The following is a 16,437-nucleotide window of genomic DNA, read 5'->3' as shown; positions in this document are numbered from 1 at the left end:
AAAGCTTTAAAATAAACGTTGATTTGCTCGATTAACCGTCTTCATTTGACGGGCATTTTGGCAACAACAATAACGCTGTTGCTCCACCTAAGGGGCGATTTTTTATCGATAATTCTCCGCCGTGTTCGGCGACAATACCGTAGCTAATCGACAACCCTAAACCGGTTCCTTTGCCCGGCGGTTTGGTGGTAAAAAATGGATCGAATAAATGCGGTAAATCTGCATCAGCAATGCCCGGGCCGTTATCTTCAATTTCTAGCCAAAGTGTCTCTTTGCCGTCTACGTCTTTTTTACCGGCACGAATAGAAAGTATCGGATTTGGTTGTCCTTTGATCGCATCGACGGCATTTTGAATAAGATTTACAACCACTTGGTGAATTTGCCCGGAGTGACCTTCGCCGCACAAATGTTCTGGCAGTTCTTTTTTAACGTCTACTTCGGGGCTTTCTTTTAAAATCCAGTGCAATGCCGATTGCGCAACGTGTACCAAATCGAAAGGTAACTTTTCACTGCGCTGGGTTGATGAAAACTGTTTTAAATCGTTGACGATTTCCCGCACTCGGTCGGCACCTTCGAGCGTTCCTTCTACTAAAGAATCCAAATCGGCAATGGCTTTGTTGAGCCGCATTTCATTGCGCAACTGCTGGAGCTGTTCACGGCTGGCGCCGGATTGCACGGCGTTAAAGTATTCCACCAAACGCGTGGTGTAGCGTCGCAAAGCGTGCATGTTGCCGTAAACAAAACTGATGGGGTTATTGAGTTCGTGAGCAACGCCGGCCACCAAGCGTCCGAGGGACGCCATTTTCTCGCTTTGAACCAAGCGTTCTTGGGCTAATTTAAGCTCGGCGTGGGCAGCGTTTAGTTCGTTGAAGGCTTTTTGCAATTCCCCGAGCGGACGCCCGGCAATCACAATACCGACCAAACGGCCACGGGGATTGAATCGCGGCGAGCAATTCAGCGCTAACGGCACAGCGCCGTTAATACCATTGAGGGTGATGGCTTGATCGCGTACGGGTGATCTGCGCACGCGACGTAAGCAATCCAATAAAATGTCACGACTTTCTTGTGGACATAGGTTAACCAGAAACTGACCAATTAGGCTTTCTGATTGACAGCCAGTAAGCTCTTCACAGGCGCGATTCACCTGCTGAATTTTGCCTTCGTGATCACAGGCAATGAGTACATCGCTCATGGCCGACTGAACGCTGTCGAAAAAATTCTGCGCTTCTTCAAGCTTGGCGTTTTGCTCTTCCATTTGAACTTGGTAATCAACCAAGTCGGAGTAGGCTTCGTCCATTTTTTGAATGACGCTGAGCCAGGCGTTCTCATCGGTTAGCAAGTTGCCACCCACGGATTGGGGGTCTTCATCGATCATATTGTTGTGCTCAAAAAGATCTGACATGCAAAGTATCTTACCGATTTTGAAAAGTTAGGCATCACTTTTAAGACCTGCTGTGAGTTCTTATTAACGCTCATTCTACCGTCACTACGGGCTTGGCCTACCGTCACCACGGGTTCGGCTTAGCCACAGGTTAACCAAATTGATTAATGACTTTCCAGCCGTGCGCTGCCAAGGCGGTGTTGCATAAGCTGGTTTTTGATAAGGCATAAGCTGTGCCCTAATGATCACGCGGTCTCCACATTCTATACAAAACCTAACGGTTCCGTGGCATTCAACTTGCTGTCGCCTGAGTCTTCTTGAATAACAACGCGACACCTATTAACGAGGACTATCATGTCACGCATATCTTTCTTTGGCTTACTGACGTTAGCTTTGATTTCGCCTTCCACGTTTGCTCATACCGGAGAAACCACGGGCTTTACGGCAGGGTTACTTCATGTATTTACGGGCTTTGATCACTTAATTTCCATGATCGCCATCGGCGTTTGGGCCGCGTGCCTAACCAAAACAACTCAGAAAACCCTACTGGCGCTCACCCCGGTGGTATTAATGTGTGGAATGTTAATTGGCACTGCTTTTGAATGGGTGAGTATAGCTGACACTGGAATCGCGCTTGCGTTGATTCTTGTAGGTGTTCTGATCTCTAGCCAAATGAACTTTATTGGCAAAGGGTTGGTACCAAAGACCGCAGTGGCCGCGTTCGTCGCTGTTTTCTTGTTATTCCACGGTGTTGCCCACACCGAAGCGTTTGGCGCCACGCCGGTTCCTTTCGCGATCGGGTTGATGTTATCGAGCGGCTTATTGCAAATGGCTGGGTTAGTTACAGGCAACTGGCTCACCAAGCAAATGCCCGGCACACCCAAACTCATTGGCACCTTGGTGTCTTTGACGGGAATTGGTTTGATAAGTGTTAGTGTTATTTCTGGTTGATATTCTTTTCAGGCAAGCCTTCCGGCCCGAGGGCTTGCCTTTTTTTATCGCTGTAGTGACACTTTGCTTTAGTGAGGCTCAAACAACGGCTCTTCTCTTAAACACTTTTTCCCAATCGTCTTTTCCTAGTCGTATTTTTCTAAACGTTTTTACTCGTCCGTTTTTCCCAAACGATAACACCGCTCTGGCCGCCCGATGGTTCCGTAAGTGTGATCAACACACAGCTCGCCCGATTCCAACAAAAATTCTAAATAACGACGCGCCGTTGAGCGACTCACACCAACCACGTCACCCACTTTTTGCGCGGTTAAGCTTTGTTGATTATCCGAGCGAAACACAGTGCGTATTTTCTCTAACGTTAAAGAATCAACGCCCTTAGGCAAACGCGGCGTCCCTTTCGTGCCAGAACCTGCAGATGTGGGCTTTAATACGGTATCAACCACTGATTGGGTAAGTTCAGAAACATCGGCCAATTGTTGTTGCCGAGATTCGAAATTAGACAACGCCTGCTCTAGGCGTGGAATCAAAATGGGTTTTACCAAAAAATCGCAGATTCCCAGTTGCATGGCACGCTCTAAAATATGCACTTCGCGCGCGGCGGTCAGCAGCATAATGTCACTTTTAATGCTTTTGGTGCGCAACTCAGACAATAAATCCAAACCGTTGCCATTGGGAAAATAAACGTCCAATAAAATTAAATCGGGCTCAACGCTGGCTAATAACGAGCGGCCGGTATCCATATCATGAGCCATGCCCATAATGCTGTAGCGACCACTGGCGATTAAATACTGCGCTAAAAATTGCGCAACATCGGGTTGGTCTTCAATAATTATGCAGGAATAGTTCATGAATCTTCGGTATAAACCTCTGAATTTTTTGGAATATAAATGGTGAAGCGAGCGCCGCCTAAATCCGAATCACCGTACTCTAAACTGCCATTACAAGCTTTAAGATACGTATTCACTAAATACATACCCACGCCGTGTTGTGCCCCGCGTTTAGAACTGAATGTGGGCCTGAATATTTTATCCAAATGCGCTTGGTCAACACCACTGCCGCTGTCTTCGACATCAAACAACAAACTGTTACCCACCTCTTCCAATGTAACTCGAACCGTTCCGGCGGGATTTTTTGAGCGTTGCACGGCTTCGATCGCATTGTCTATTAAATTACCTAAAATAGACACTAAACGTTCAAGCTTGTGTTTGTCCTCAATATTGCCAAGCTCACTGTCAGGATTTATTTCAAGATTGATCGTTAATTCTCGGGCTTTTAAATATTTGCCAAACACTAATGCGGCCAAAACGGGAGATTCAATTTTTTGCAGCAGTGCGTGAATTTGATCCTGAAAACCTCGGCTTTCGTTGCCAATTAAATCCAGCGCTTTATCGTAATTACCAATTTGTATAAGCGCACCAAGGGTATTGAGCTTATTTGAGTAGTCGTGGGTTTGCACTCTAAGTAATTCCGCAAAGGCTTGTACTTTAGCAAGTTGGCGACTTAAATATTCAATTTCATCAGCCGGGCGCATGCTCAATAATAAACCGTCGGTTTGACCCTGCACTTGGAGCGGAAAGCGCGACAACACGATCCATTGATCATTAGCGAATAATTCAAAACCGGTGATTGCGTGATTAGTGTCACTCAATAAAAAGCTTGCGTGTTGGGGTAGAATATCTTGCAGTGAGGTAACGTCTTGATTGATCGATTGACACAGAATTTCGCGGCCGCGATGATTAATTTTTCGGATACTGCCGTCGGTATCTAAAGCAACAACGCCAGTGCGCACGGTATTCAAAATGGCTTCTTGTTCAACGTACAATCGACCGATTTCATCGGGTTGAAGACCAAACAATTTTTTCCGAACGCCCATCGCAATCCACAACGCCGACAAAACCGCCAGCAATAAAAGAAAAAACCCCGTCGAAAAAATCAATACTTTTTGTTGGCTGGTAGCTTGAGCAACGGATTCCTGCAAAACGCCCACAGAAACCAAACCGACAATTTTGCCGCTGACATTAATAATTGGAACCTTGCCGCGAATCGACGGCCCGAGCGAACCAACGGCTTTGGAAATATACGATTGGCCCTGGAGCGCATTAATGCTGTCGCCGCCTTGCATGGGTAAACCAATGCGATCGCGCTCGGGGTGATAAATGCGAATTTGGTTAACATCACCGATAACAATAAAACTGATGTCGGTATCGCGTTGGAGCTTATCGTAACGTTCGGCCAACTCGTAGGGAAACTCTCCCACTTCCATGGCCGAAATTAAGTAGGAATCGGAGGCAATCGATTGCGCAAGCGCCAATGCTTGTTTTCCTGTGCGCTCTTCAATAACGTCGGAGACTAAATGTTGGCTGGCGTAGGCGAACATCAACAGTTGTACCATTGAAGTTGCGGAGATACACAACAGTAACCAAATTTCGAGACGTTTAAATAATTTCCGCTTAAGTATTTTCATTATTATTAAAAAAGGGGCATTACTGCCCCGCAAGAGGTAATGTTTCTATGGCTTAGAAATAACTAGTGCTAGAAATAACTAATATTAGAAATACCAATGGCTTAGACATTTCAATAGAGACATTCACCATAAAGTAAAAACTCGCGTTAGCACCTTGTTTTAGTGTGATAACGGAGTTTACCAACAACCACTCAATAACGTTTAATTAGGATTCGGTAATTTCGGATTCAGTGTTTATATTCGCAGACTGGGTCTTAGCGTGAGTCTGGGCCTTAGTATGAACCTGAGTCGTGTCAGCACTGGAATTTGCCATTCTTCGGCGCAAAATTGGTCCAATTAAATAAGGCAACACCAATCCAAGTAACGCCAACGCCCAAATACTCACCGATAAACTGCTTGACCACAACACGCTCCAATTACCGTCTGACAACGTTAATGCATGACGTAAACTTTTTTCCATTTCTGGGCCGAGCAACATGCCCAAAATAATCGGTACTAATGGAATATCGAGTTTACGTAATACGTAACCCATAATACCAAAGCCAATCATAAAGAAGAGATCTAAGGCACTACCGCTGATCGCAAAAATTCCCACGGAAGCAATTAAAGTCACAATTGGCATTAGATATTTTGGCGGTACACTCAATAATTTTACAAACACACCAACCATTGGAATGTTCATTAACAATAAAATTAAATTACCAATAAATAAAGCCGCAATAACACCCCACACCAAATCCGCATTTTGAGTAAATAACATTGGCCCTGGCTGAATATTTAACGACACCAACATCGCCAATAACACCGCCGTTGTACCACTGCCCGGAACTCCCAGCGTTAACATGGGAACCAACGCGCCATTTGCCGAAGCGTTGTTACCTGCTTCGGGCGCGGCAATACCTCGAGGATCGCCCTTGCCAAATTGGCTTTTATCGCGCGCTACTTTTTTCTCAAGCGTGTAGCTAATAAAGCTGCCCAATGACGCACCCGCGCCCGGTAACACGCCGGCAAAAAATCCGAGAATAGAACCGCGCAAGCTTGTTGGTAAAATATTGACAATGTCTTTTAAGGACAATTTTAATTTATTGAGGGTAACTTTTTTCAGGCCATTGCCCTGATGTTTTTCAATAAAAAACAACAGCTCACTGATGGCAAATAAACCGACAATCGCGATAATAAAGTCAATGCCTTCGTACAACTCTAATATGTCGTAGGTGTAACGCTGGTTACCGGTGCTTAAATCCACACCAACTGTGGCAATCATTAAGCCAATGCAAGCGGCAATAATGGTTTTAAATTGGTTTTTGCCGGTAATACCGCCGAGTGTGGCAAAGGCCAAAGTGAATAAAGCAAAATATTCTGCGGGTCCAAATTTTAACGCAAAGCGGGCGAGCCAAGGCGCTAAAATAACCAAGCCAATGGTGGCGATAAAACTGCCGATAAAAGAAGCCATTGCAGAAATCGCCAAAGATTCTGCCGCCTTTCCTTTTAACGCCATCGGGTGGCCGTCTAAACACGTCATCATGGCCGGTTCATCGCCGGGAATATTCAATAAAATACTCGAAATTCGCCCACCGTACATGGCTCCAGCGTAAACGGCCGTGAGCAAAATTAACGACGCCTGTGCCGAGAGCCCCAAACTGAACGCCAGTGGAATTAAAATTGCCACCCCGTTGGCCGGGCCCAGGCCTGGCAGTGCACCAACTAGTGTACCCAAAAGCGCACCGAGGGCGGCAAACATTAGATTTTCAAAGGTTAATGCAACGGCAAAACCTTGCAGTAAATAGTTAAGCGTCTCCATCAGCTAAACTCCAAAATTCCGGCGGGTAAATGCAAATCCAAGACAAAATTAAATAATAAAAATACAGAAATCGCACAGGACACCCCGGTGATTAATGCTGATTTAGGCCGCGTACCCATGCGCCAACACAATACCGACACCAAAAATATCGTCGCCGGAATAAAGCCAATCGGCTCTAAAATAGCGGCGAATATTGCCAGGACAACAATCACCATCAACAACTGACCCAACATCGATAATACCGGCCATTCGCCATTGGGATCGGGTTTTACGATTAAATACACGCTACTTAATCCTAAAATTAACGCCAATAGAATCGGGAAGGTTTCAGGGCCAACCACTTCAGCACCGCCAAACGGTTCGGGAAAGTGTACGGCTTCCCAACCGTACACAAACGACACCAGCAACAAGACGATGCCTAATAAACAATCGTCTTTCATCGAATTAATCCTACATCTTTTGAGATTGCACGAATGTCTTGCACTTGTTGATCAACAAAGGTTTTAAATTCAGCACCGGTTTTATGAAACGGCATTAATCCACTTTGACGCATTACCGCTTGCCATTGCTCGCTCACATAAATTTGATCCAAGCTTTGCACCCACCATTGATAGGCTTCATCGGAAATATTTTTGGGCACATAAAATCCACGCCAGTTGGGGGCGACGGCCTCAATGTTTTGTTCTTTTGCCGTGGGTAAATCATTTAATGGTGCGGGCAAACGTTCGTCAGAAAGCACTGCCAATACACGAACATCGCCAGAATCTAAAAAGCCGATAATTTCAGAAACGTCTCCGGTGAAAGCAGAAATATGTCCGCCAACAACTTGGGTTAAAGCTTCGGCACCACCGGCAAAAGCAAGATAAGGAATGTGTTTAAGATCGGTGACGCCGCCGGATTTAGCGGCAATTAATACTTTTAAATGATCCCAACCACCAGCGGCACTGCCACCAGCAAATTTAACCTGCTTGGGGTCTTTTTTTATTGCATCAATCAATTCGTTTAAGGTGTTATAGGGCGAGCTATTCCCCACCGCAATCACACCGAAATCCGCACCCACGGCTCCGGCCCAACGCACGCCTTCGGGATCCATTCCAGGAAACTGACGCTGGGCCAAACGTGTGGTTGTGGACGTGCTGGAGGCAACCATTAATGACGAGTCTTTTTTGCGTTTACCCACCACGTGAGCAAACGCAACACCACCACCGGCGCCGGGCATATTGTTGGTTTGAACGGTGCCCGAGATAATATCCAAATCAGACATCACCTTACCGATGGAACGGCAGGTAAAATCCCAACCGCCGCCGGGTGCCGCTGGCGCAATACAGTCGATCGAGCGGCTTTGTTCAAACGCGATACTCGACTGAGAAAAGACACCGACCAAAGCAACTGCGAGAATTTTTCGAGCAAGCTTATATTTTTTCATGTTACGACCTAACTTATTTTGACGAGCAGTTGAAAAATTAAAAACGGATTAACTCAAGCGCACTTAAAATTCGTAATGAATTCTTGCGGTAATGCCGTCGCCTTCGTCTTCATTACCGAGCAGTGCCGAAACACCCGGACCAGAAACTTCACTGTGAACGTAATTCAGCATAAATCGAACGTCGGGATTTAAATAATAAGACGCACCGAGAGTAAATGTTTCGAGTTCAGTTCCTTGGCTATCACTGGTGGCATCAAAGGAAGAAAAACGTGCCGCCACTTCCCACGCGTTTCGAACGCCTTTTGGTGAACTCCACTTGGCACTGCCTTTTGAATAACGTCGAGATTCACCGGTTAAAAAATAACTGGCTTGCACGTAATAACCTTCGTAGGTTTCGCCATCCAAAATGGACGCAGAATTTTCGGTTTCGATTTCACGCTCGCCGTATTCTGCTTGCAATAAAAATGCGTCTTTCTGCCAACCCAACTCAACACCGTATTGATTGATTTGATCAACCGCAGCGGTATCACCACCTGCGGCGTAATTCACCAAACGAACTTCGGGTTCACGAATTTCACCGCGGGCAAACGCTGCATTTAAAATATCGCCGTCCATTTCACGTAACGAATGCCAAGCACCCACATGAAAAACGTTACCTTGAGCTGGCACATGAGACCACGTTAAACGCGAGCTGTAAGACAAACTTAAATTGCTGGATTCATCATCGCCATCGGAGCCAAAAGCATCGTTGTTGTACACACCCACGGCGTAGCGAAGGCCAGAATCAAACGATTGATACGCGGAAACACCGTAACGGAAAAACGGAGACATGGTGTTTGCGTAACTGGAGCGCTCGATAAGCGCGAGGTGTTTGCTGCTGGTTAATGCATCCAATGAAATATCTTCACGAATGCGACCAAATTTAATTTTGGGACCGTTTTCAAAACCGGTATAGCGAAAACGCAATAACAGAATTTCAGCTTCGCCTTCGGAAAAATCCATAATCAGTTTAAAATCGAGATCGTCCTGCTCCCCTTCCGCAGAAATGCGAACTCGGCGCGGAAATAATTCAGCACCCGTGTCGCCACCATTGACAGCATTGTAAGCACCATCAAACTGATTGTAGTCCAGTTGCAGGCGGCCGCCGAAGGTAAGTAATTCTGCTTGTTTTTTGCGGGAGATTTCTTGATTGGAAAGCTGTTCTTCGAGCTGTTTGATTCTGGCTTCTAAACTGGAAAGATCGACCTCGGCGAATGAAACAGAGGACGTGAGTAAAAGCCCCACGCAGGTGTAGATTTTTTTCATCTGAACGTTCTCTTTTTATTTTATGTTTATTATCGTGTGAAAGAGAGGTTACAAATGACGTCGTTGAATTACTATTTTGTGGTACTAATGTGCATTTAAGCCCTTTTGATAATTTTGTTCATACTGTTCATGAACAATATGAACAAAACCAATAATTCTGAAAACATATAGAAATGACTGCTGTAGAGACTGTTGTTATAAGGACACCGGTTATCGAGACAAGTGTTATCAAGACAAGCGCTATCGAGACAACCACTCCAACAGCGGGTGACCAAAATAAATGGAGGATATAACCGCTGCCACCCAAAGCCAAAGAGTAATCACCATAGATTTGAAAAAAGAGAATCGACTCAAGGCATCTTTGTGAGTGGATTGTTCAATCCTCTGGCTTTCAAAGGCATTTTCTCGCAACTTATTGGCAACCGACTCAAATTCCTGATTCGGCTTTTTACACGCCGCGCACGCTTGCAATGTGCTAACGAATACGTCTTGGTCAATGTTGTTGTAGCTGCGAGCTACGGCAGCATCACTGGCAAGCTCGGCATAATTAGAATGATCTTGGCGGATTTTAGCTCTGAGCTTTTTCGGCCAAATAATAGACGCCCAATGCAAACACCACTTGCGCAAATTATCTTTGCGCACGGCGTGAGAATGCTCGTGCAACAAAACCAAGTTTAATTGTTCAGTCGTTAACGATTGAATCAAACCACTGGATACGTAGATTTGTGGTTTAAATAACCCCGCACACCACGCCAGGTGAGCGTCAGTTTCAACCACCCGAAAAGTCGATTGCGCGGGTTCGGAAAAATTCTTCAACGTATTTAAATTTCGTTGCGCGCGCATTAACTGCATTAATACCGCAACAATAAACACCGTTAATAATCCAACCGCAGCAATCACGGTAACAACGCCTTCAACGGTATCGGTGGTGATATGAAGCGCGTGCGGCGTGCAATCATCACCGTGACAATGATCGGCAATAATGTAAGAAGACAACGCCGGTAACGATAACACCACCAAAGATGCGGTAGTCGCTATCGGCGCAAGTAAGCCGTATATTAGCGTAAAAAATGCGGAGTCTTCGGCGGAATTGTGTTTAACAATTCGAGCAAAAACTGGATAGCCCGCTGCCAACAGCAAAGACAACAGCACGGTTAATGTCGTCCAACCGAACAGGTAATTCAACACCGCCAATAACACGCTACTCGTCATCGTTGGAGGGCAAACGCTCGATGGATTTTTTCAGGTTGGTGTTTAACGGCTTAGCGTCTGTTTGGTCGATAAAATCCATAAACCCGGAAATCATCGGAGCAATATCGCCATCACTGATTTGCTCGGTAATATCGCCCAGTAATTGCGTGATGATTTCCCGACGACTCACCGCCGCCGAATACACATAAAACCTACCCTGCTTTTCTCGCAGCAACAGATTTTTTCGGTGCAATCGCTCCAAGGTACTTTGCAGGCTACTTAAGCTGAGTGAATCACTGGAGAGCTGTTCTAAGATCTCTTTCGCCGACAAGGTATTCGATTGCCAGCAGATTTTCATCACCTCTAATTCCCGCTCGCCAAGTTGCGGCGCAGGTTGTGACCGTGGTTTACCCAACAACTGTCCCAATGTGTGGGCGATCTTCTTCATAAAAGCCTATGACTTATCGGTTTTCAGTTCGTGATTGATAATACAGATAGACAACTCGGCGCAATCACTGTGCCAAAAGATACCGAATAATAAGGGGTTACACGGGTGATGAAAAGGATCAAAGGCGTTTTGCTTATGGGTGTTTTCGGTGAATTAATCGCCGCTCAAGCGAGTGCTCACGGCACTGGCCTTGAATCCATCACCGTTGTCGGCCGCCAAACTAACTTGGTCGGCGATGCAATTTCTGCCTCCGAAGGCGTTGTGGGTCAAGAAGAAATTGAAATTCGTCCGTTGTTGCGTACCGGCGAAGTACTGGAATTAGTACCGGGATTGGTTGCCACTCAACACAGCGGCACGGGTAAGGCAAATCAGTATTTTCTGCGCGGATTCAATTTAGACCACGGCACCGACTTTGCCACGTTTATTGATGGCATGCCGGTAAATATGCGAACCCACGGTCACGGCCAAGGTTACACCGATCTTAATTTTTTAATTCCCGAAACCGTCTCACAACTGGCCTACAAAAAAGGCGCTTACTACGCCGATGTTGGTGATTTCAGTGGCGCAGGCAGCGCAGAAATTACCACAGCGAATTCTGTCGAGCACGGCACAATAGAAGGCACAGTTGGGGAAGATTCTTTTGCTCGATTGCTCGTTATGAACAGCGTTGAATTTGCCGGTGGCGAAACGCTTTTTGCGCTAGAAAGTAATCGTTCCGACGGCCCTTGGACCGACATCGACGAAGACCTTGAAAAAATAAACGTGCTTGCCAAGCACACCATTCCATTAAGCCAAGGTCAAATCAGCGTGGCTTTTATGGGGTACGACAACAGCTGGAACAGCGCCGATCAAATTCCGTTGCGCGCCGTAGAACAAAATCTGATTAGCGATCTTGGTTCAATTGATACCAGCGTTGGCGGCGAATCCAGCCGTTACAGCATAAACACCAACTGGCAATTTGATCATTGGCAAGGCTCGGCGTATTTTATCGATTCCGATCTTAATCTATGGTCGAACTTCACCTTATTTTTAGAAGACGAAATTAATGGCGACCAATTCGAACAAGTCGACGATCGCACCATTTACGGCGGCCAATTAAATTACCTAGCCGAAGGTTATTTATCAGGCCGAACCATGACCAACCGTTTTGGGGCTGAATTGCGCGTTGACGATATTGACGAAGTGGGCCTGTACCAAACTCGCCAACGCCAACGATTGGGCGTAGTACGGAACGACACAGTCAAAGAATCCAGCGTTGGTTTGTTTTGGGAAAATCGCATTGCCTGGACTGAAAAATTTCGCAGCGTAGTTAGCGTGCGTCACGACTATTACGATTTCGACGTAGACGACCAAGTGGGTATTAATGCCAACAGCGTTGATCTTTCCACGAACAGTGGCAGCACCGATGACAATCTCACATCCGTAAAAGGTAATTTAATTTATACCTTCGACAACGAATGGGAAACCTATTTATCGGCCGGACAAGGTTTTCATTCCAACGATGCGCGCGGCACCACAATTCGAATTGATCCTTCCAGCGGCGACGCCGTCGATTCTGTTGACCCATTAGTGCGTTCAGAAGGTTACGAAATTGGTGTGCGTGGATTTATCAGCAATCGCATTAATACTTCCCTTGCCTTATGGACCCTAGATTTAGACAGCGAATTATTATTCGTCGGCGATGCAGGCAATACCGAAGCCAGCCGCAGCTCCGAACGCAAAGGCATTGAATTAACCGCGTATTATTACATTAATGATCAATGGTCGGTGGACATTGAATACGCTTACACAGATTCTGAATTCGGTGATTCCGCCCCCGAAGGCAATGAAATTCCGGGCACCGTTGAAGACGTTTTTCAAGCCGGAATTAACGCCAACTTTGACGGTGGCTGGTACGGCAGCTTACGCCTGCGTTACTTTGGCGAACGACCATTAACCGAAGACGGATCGGTTACCTCGGACGCGAGCACATTAATGAATTTACGCGTAGGCTACGATGCAAATAATTGGTCCGTAAAAGCCGATGTTTTAAATGTCACCGACAGCGACGACCACGACATTGATTACTTCTACGAATCACGTTTACCCGGCGAAGCCAGCGGCCAAGGCACAGAAGATATTCATTTTCATGTGCTAGAACCGCGCACACTTCGGGTTTCAGCGGCTTATAAGTTTTAAGTACTTCTGGTTCCCGATTAATTTAATACATTGGCAAATTACCCTGTAAAAATAGAGTTAACCATTAAAACGAGATAATCAACATTTAAGCCTCGCGTATGCGGGGAATACACCTGATCAGTACGAAACACCACTGAATTAAGAAGTTAGAGATCTCTATACGCAGTTTATTTGACTGATTAAGATGTAGGTAGAAATTAGAAACCTAAATCAATTGATTAAATGTGAACCCCTCGTTACCTAGAACCACAGTAACTGCTAATCCTGCTAGTTCCCTTCCCGCTCTAACCATTCTCTAATTCCTGTAACAATTAATTTAACATTAAACAAGGAATACCCATGAGCCATACAATAGTTGAATTGTACGTCAAAGTTATCCCTGTTGACCTATTTCGCCGAGGAGCTAAAAATAAACCTCAACTCCACAAGCTTCGAACTATGCCGCCACGACAAATAGAAGAGACTTTTGATATTGAGTTGTATAAGAAGGACGGTGTTGATTACGTATCAAAAGATACTGGAGGCATATCTACGTTTAACCGTGCTAATTCCAATTTTGGCGCTTTTTGGTGGAAAATTCCTAAAGGCACCAAAATTCCAGAAGGATTAAGAGTCAGTAAAGATTTCAACACCAATCCGTCTCAAAAACCAACCCACTATACCATTCGGCCATTAGTGGACATGCCCCTTTCACGTTATATATCATTACTTGAAGAATTAGCGGTGTCGGCAGAGAAAACATTCGGCTACGCCACATCTAATCGATCAATAGGTAACTGATTATGGAACTGCAAGCCAAAGAGCATCGTTTAGTAATTTTAGGTCTAAAGAAACTTCTCGAAGATACTACCGATAAATTAAACGCATTATCAGAAGAGAGTGACGAACACATGCACTTATCGAATGATGCAATGCTGATAGATACCATGATCGAAAGTTTCCAAGAAGAATATTCACAGAAGTTTCAAAAGTAAGCGACTGAGACTTATTTTATTGACTGGGAGACCGCCGAATGGCTGACATCACCCATAACTTTTCGGTGAATGAAACCATAGCATCAGTTATTTGGTGTGTAATGGTGGATTGTAAGATAAAGCCTACGTCCATCATTCAACAATCGGACAAAATCAGTGATCAATATATTGTTAATACTGATCATAGATTTATTCTACAAGCTTCTACACTTAGAATCGCCCAAAAATTCAAGACCACTTGGCGTGTTGATAGGGTTTATGATTTCGAACCCTTTTCTAAAGGCGACATTACTCATCTAGAATTGGCGGATAAATTGACTTTGAAACTTCCCGATGGTTTATCTCATTGTCTAACAAAGATCGGTGTTGCTAACAGTTTTAAGCATTATTCAGAATGGGTGGAGGATTGGGTGTGAATATAATGGCAAAAATACCCTCTTTGCTCTGCTTTCTAACTCTCTTGTTATTTCTCAATGCTTGTACAAATGAGGACAGCCTGGATTGCGCTGTATCTGATCAAATTAAATTTCTCAGTGATTTTTCGATAGGCAATAAAAACTATTATTTGTATGAACGCCGCAGCGGATTTTCAGAAAAAATATCGTATTTGGAGTTTTATGATTTAAAACCTGATTTTGATCAATGCGGCGAACCCAGCAAACCTCAGTTATCCCAGGTTCCTGTTAGTGACCTTGGGAATAATCCAGTGAAAATCGTAATCCAGGATTTATTGATTGATGTTGAATATGGAGACAAACCCTATTCATCACCTGATCTTTCACTATTACCTATAGAGGTAAGATAAATTTTTGCGTACACCCTCTATACCCGCAGCTATTAAAAGACAACGATAGAGAGTAAACCCCGCGAGTGCGGGGAACACCACGAATCTGCAAGTGATAACGAGCAAAAGATCGGTTTAGCCCCGCGCATGCGGGGAACACACGATTTCTGAATCAATGATGTGCGTATAAAGCGGTTTAGCCCCGCGCATGCGGGGAACACATATTATCGCGATGTGGCGTATAAGCCCCGCACGGTTTAGCCCCGCGCATGCGGGGAACACACACTCACAGTAGTGACCGAACCATGAGCGAGCGGTTTAGCCCCGCGCATGCGGGGAACACCCCTCCCTTCTCTCCCCCCTTCTCTCTCCCTTCGGTTTAGCCCCGCGCATGCGGGGAACACCCATTACTAATAATGACCTGGGTAATGTCATTCGGTTTAGCCCCGCGCATGCGGGGAACACGAGCGCTACGCGGTATTTCGTCCCGTCGTCCGCGGTTTAGCCCCGCGCATGCGGGGAACACACGATCGAGATATTAAGAAAATGGAACGAGACCGGTTTAGCCCCGCGCATGCGGGGAACACAATCCTATTTTCGACATCTGTAGTTAATGTTTCGGTTTAGCCCCGCGCATGCGGGGAACACCTGTAAATACAACACTTACGTCGTGCAGGTTGCGGTTTAGCCCCGCGCATGCGGGGAACACTCCATTGAACCGACGGCTTTTTGCGAAACTGCCGGTTTAGCCCCGCGCATGCGGGGAACACTCTTACTGTATCTGATTGTTTTTAAAAGGAAAATACTACCCTGTTTTTTCTACCAACTATTACGCAATTTTTTGCTGAAAAAACATACAGGACTTTCACACCAAAAGCACTGCACATTTGGCGCAGAAAATAATCAAATTACTCGCCTGTTTTTCATCAACATTTATCGGTCGAATGGGCCTTGAAGCGCTTGACCTTGCTAACCCTATGCTTAATGATTGTTTGAATGATTTTTATATTTGCTTAGTATTTTTTGTCTAGCTTTTAATCAAAAGAAAACCAAATACTAATAAAAAGTTTGCCTAGTTAAGCCTTTTTATAGCGCTATCGCGTTTAGGAGTGTTGAAGTGATGGACCTGATTTCTGTACCGGATATTGTTGAGACTCTTCGTGTTGCCATTGGCTCTGGCGCAACGGAAGTTGCCAATAGCGCCGTTAAAAGTGCATTTGATGCCATAAAACAAAAGATAACCGATTTATTGGGGCCAGATAACCCTCCCAATAAAGCGTTAGAATCACTGGAACAAAACCCAGAATCGAAGGGTTATAAAACGGTATTGGCGGAGGAATTGGAAAACCACAAAATCTCCGATAAAGAAGAAATACAAACGCTTATTAAAGAATTGATAGCAGCACTGCAACAAACCCAATCTGGCAAAGAACAACTGGCAAAGTTTTTAAATCACGATGAAACCAATATTGGGGTCCAAGGCGACAACATTACAGTCAATGTTTCCGGAGATTATAATGTAAAAAAGACGTAA

General features: G+C 45.2%; 17 protein-coding genes and 1 CRISPR repeat array. Of the genes, 7 read left to right on the top strand and 10 right to left on the bottom strand.

From position 1 onward, the window contains the following. Positions 1-31: 31 nt before the first annotated feature. Together LU361_RS17720 and LU361_RS20240 are read right to left on the bottom strand one after the other, a co-directional pair. Complete coding sequence (locus LU361_RS17720; RefSeq protein WP_233090386.1) at positions 32-1,402, bottom strand: ATP-binding protein; 1,371 nt, start codon at positions 1,400-1,402, stop codon at positions 32-34. An 84-nt stretch (positions 1,403-1,486) separates the two neighbouring features. Continuing rightward, positions 1,487-1,609: a hypothetical protein gene (locus LU361_RS20240; RefSeq protein ID WP_286206515.1), complete on the bottom strand. Its 123-nt coding sequence runs from the start codon at positions 1,607-1,609 to the stop codon at positions 1,487-1,489. A 126-nt stretch (positions 1,610-1,735) separates the two neighbouring features. Between LU361_RS20240 and LU361_RS17715 the strand changes: the two genes are divergently transcribed. Then, positions 1,736-2,332, top strand: a complete 597-nt coding sequence (locus LU361_RS17715; protein WP_233090384.1) for a HupE/UreJ family protein — start codon at positions 1,736-1,738, stop codon at positions 2,330-2,332. A gap of 149 nt (positions 2,333-2,481) precedes the next feature. On the opposite strand, the gene LU361_RS17710 is transcribed toward LU361_RS17715, so the two are convergent. The 8 genes from LU361_RS17710 to LU361_RS17675 form a co-directional block, all read right to left on the bottom strand. Continuing rightward, positions 2,482-3,180: a response regulator gene (locus tag LU361_RS17710; RefSeq protein WP_233090383.1), complete on the bottom strand. Its 699-nt coding sequence runs from the start codon at positions 3,178-3,180 to the stop codon at positions 2,482-2,484. After that, positions 3,177-4,724, bottom strand: coding sequence for a sensor histidine kinase (locus LU361_RS17705; RefSeq protein WP_233090381.1), 1,548 nt, complete (start codon positions 4,722-4,724; stop codon positions 3,177-3,179). Before LU361_RS17705 ends, LU361_RS17710 begins: the two co-directional genes overlap by 4 nt. A gap of 277 nt (positions 4,725-5,001) precedes the next feature. Continuing rightward, complete coding sequence (locus tag LU361_RS17700) at positions 5,002-6,597, bottom strand: tripartite tricarboxylate transporter permease (protein ID WP_233090379.1); 1,596 nt, start codon at positions 6,595-6,597, stop codon at positions 5,002-5,004. Next, entirely contained in the window at positions 6,597-7,037 is a 441-nt protein-coding gene (locus tag LU361_RS17695; protein ID WP_233090377.1) for a tripartite tricarboxylate transporter TctB family protein, read from the bottom strand. The genes LU361_RS17700 and LU361_RS17695 overlap by 1 nt, the downstream gene beginning before the upstream one ends. After that, entirely contained in the window at positions 7,034-8,023 is a 990-nt protein-coding gene (locus LU361_RS17690) for a Bug family tripartite tricarboxylate transporter substrate binding protein (RefSeq protein WP_233090375.1), read from the bottom strand. The genes LU361_RS17695 and LU361_RS17690 overlap by 4 nt, the downstream gene beginning before the upstream one ends. A gap of 63 nt (positions 8,024-8,086) precedes the next feature. Then, on the bottom strand, positions 8,087-9,328 hold the full coding sequence (locus LU361_RS17685; protein WP_233090373.1) for an OprO/OprP family phosphate-selective porin: 1,242 nt from the start codon (positions 9,326-9,328) through the stop codon (positions 8,087-8,089). A 240-nt stretch (positions 9,329-9,568) separates the two neighbouring features. Further along, positions 9,569-10,540: a M56 family metallopeptidase gene (locus LU361_RS17680; RefSeq protein ID WP_233090371.1), complete on the bottom strand. Its 972-nt coding sequence runs from the start codon at positions 10,538-10,540 to the stop codon at positions 9,569-9,571. Beyond that, entirely contained in the window at positions 10,530-10,967 is a 438-nt protein-coding gene (locus LU361_RS17675) for a BlaI/MecI/CopY family transcriptional regulator (RefSeq protein WP_233090370.1), read from the bottom strand. The genes LU361_RS17680 and LU361_RS17675 overlap by 11 nt, the downstream gene beginning before the upstream one ends. Positions 10,968-11,075: 108 nt before the next feature. Between LU361_RS17675 and LU361_RS17670 the strand changes: the two genes are divergently transcribed. The 6 genes from LU361_RS17670 to LU361_RS17645 all read left to right on the top strand — a co-directional run bounded on the left by LU361_RS17670 (position 11,076) and on the right by LU361_RS17645 (position 16,437). After that, positions 11,076-13,145, top strand: coding sequence for a TonB-dependent receptor (locus LU361_RS17670; RefSeq protein ID WP_233090368.1), 2,070 nt, complete (start codon positions 11,076-11,078; stop codon positions 13,143-13,145). Between the two features lie 339 nt (positions 13,146-13,484). After that, entirely contained in the window at positions 13,485-13,925 is a 441-nt protein-coding gene (locus tag LU361_RS17665; RefSeq protein ID WP_233090367.1) for a Tse2 family ADP-ribosyltransferase toxin, read from the top strand. 2 nt (positions 13,926-13,927) lie between these two features. After that, entirely contained in the window at positions 13,928-14,119 is a 192-nt protein-coding gene (locus LU361_RS17660; protein WP_233090366.1) for a hypothetical protein, read from the top strand. A 38-nt stretch (positions 14,120-14,157) separates the two neighbouring features. After that, positions 14,158-14,535, top strand: a complete 378-nt coding sequence (locus LU361_RS17655) for a hypothetical protein (RefSeq protein ID WP_233090364.1) — start codon at positions 14,158-14,160, stop codon at positions 14,533-14,535. 5 nt (positions 14,536-14,540) lie between these two features. After that, positions 14,541-14,924: a hypothetical protein gene (locus tag LU361_RS17650; protein WP_233090362.1), complete on the top strand. Its 384-nt coding sequence runs from the start codon at positions 14,541-14,543 to the stop codon at positions 14,922-14,924. 110 nt (positions 14,925-15,034) lie between these two features. Next, positions 15,035-15,673: direct repeats of the CRISPR family, unit length 29 nt; unit sequence CGGTTTAGCCCCGCGCATGCGGGGAACAC. Between the two features lie 350 nt (positions 15,674-16,023). Continuing rightward, complete coding sequence (locus LU361_RS17645; RefSeq protein ID WP_491572581.1) at positions 16,024-16,437, top strand: Het-E N-terminal domain-containing protein; 414 nt, start codon at positions 16,024-16,026, stop codon at positions 16,435-16,437.

Origin of the sequence: Sessilibacter corallicola (assembly GCF_021290925.1) — a bacterium.
Taxonomy (GTDB): Bacteria; Pseudomonadota; Gammaproteobacteria; order Pseudomonadales; family Cellvibrionaceae; genus Sessilibacter; species Sessilibacter corallicola.
The sequence above is the reverse complement of the archived record's forward strand: the minus strand, read 5'-3'. Positions and strand labels throughout refer to the sequence as shown.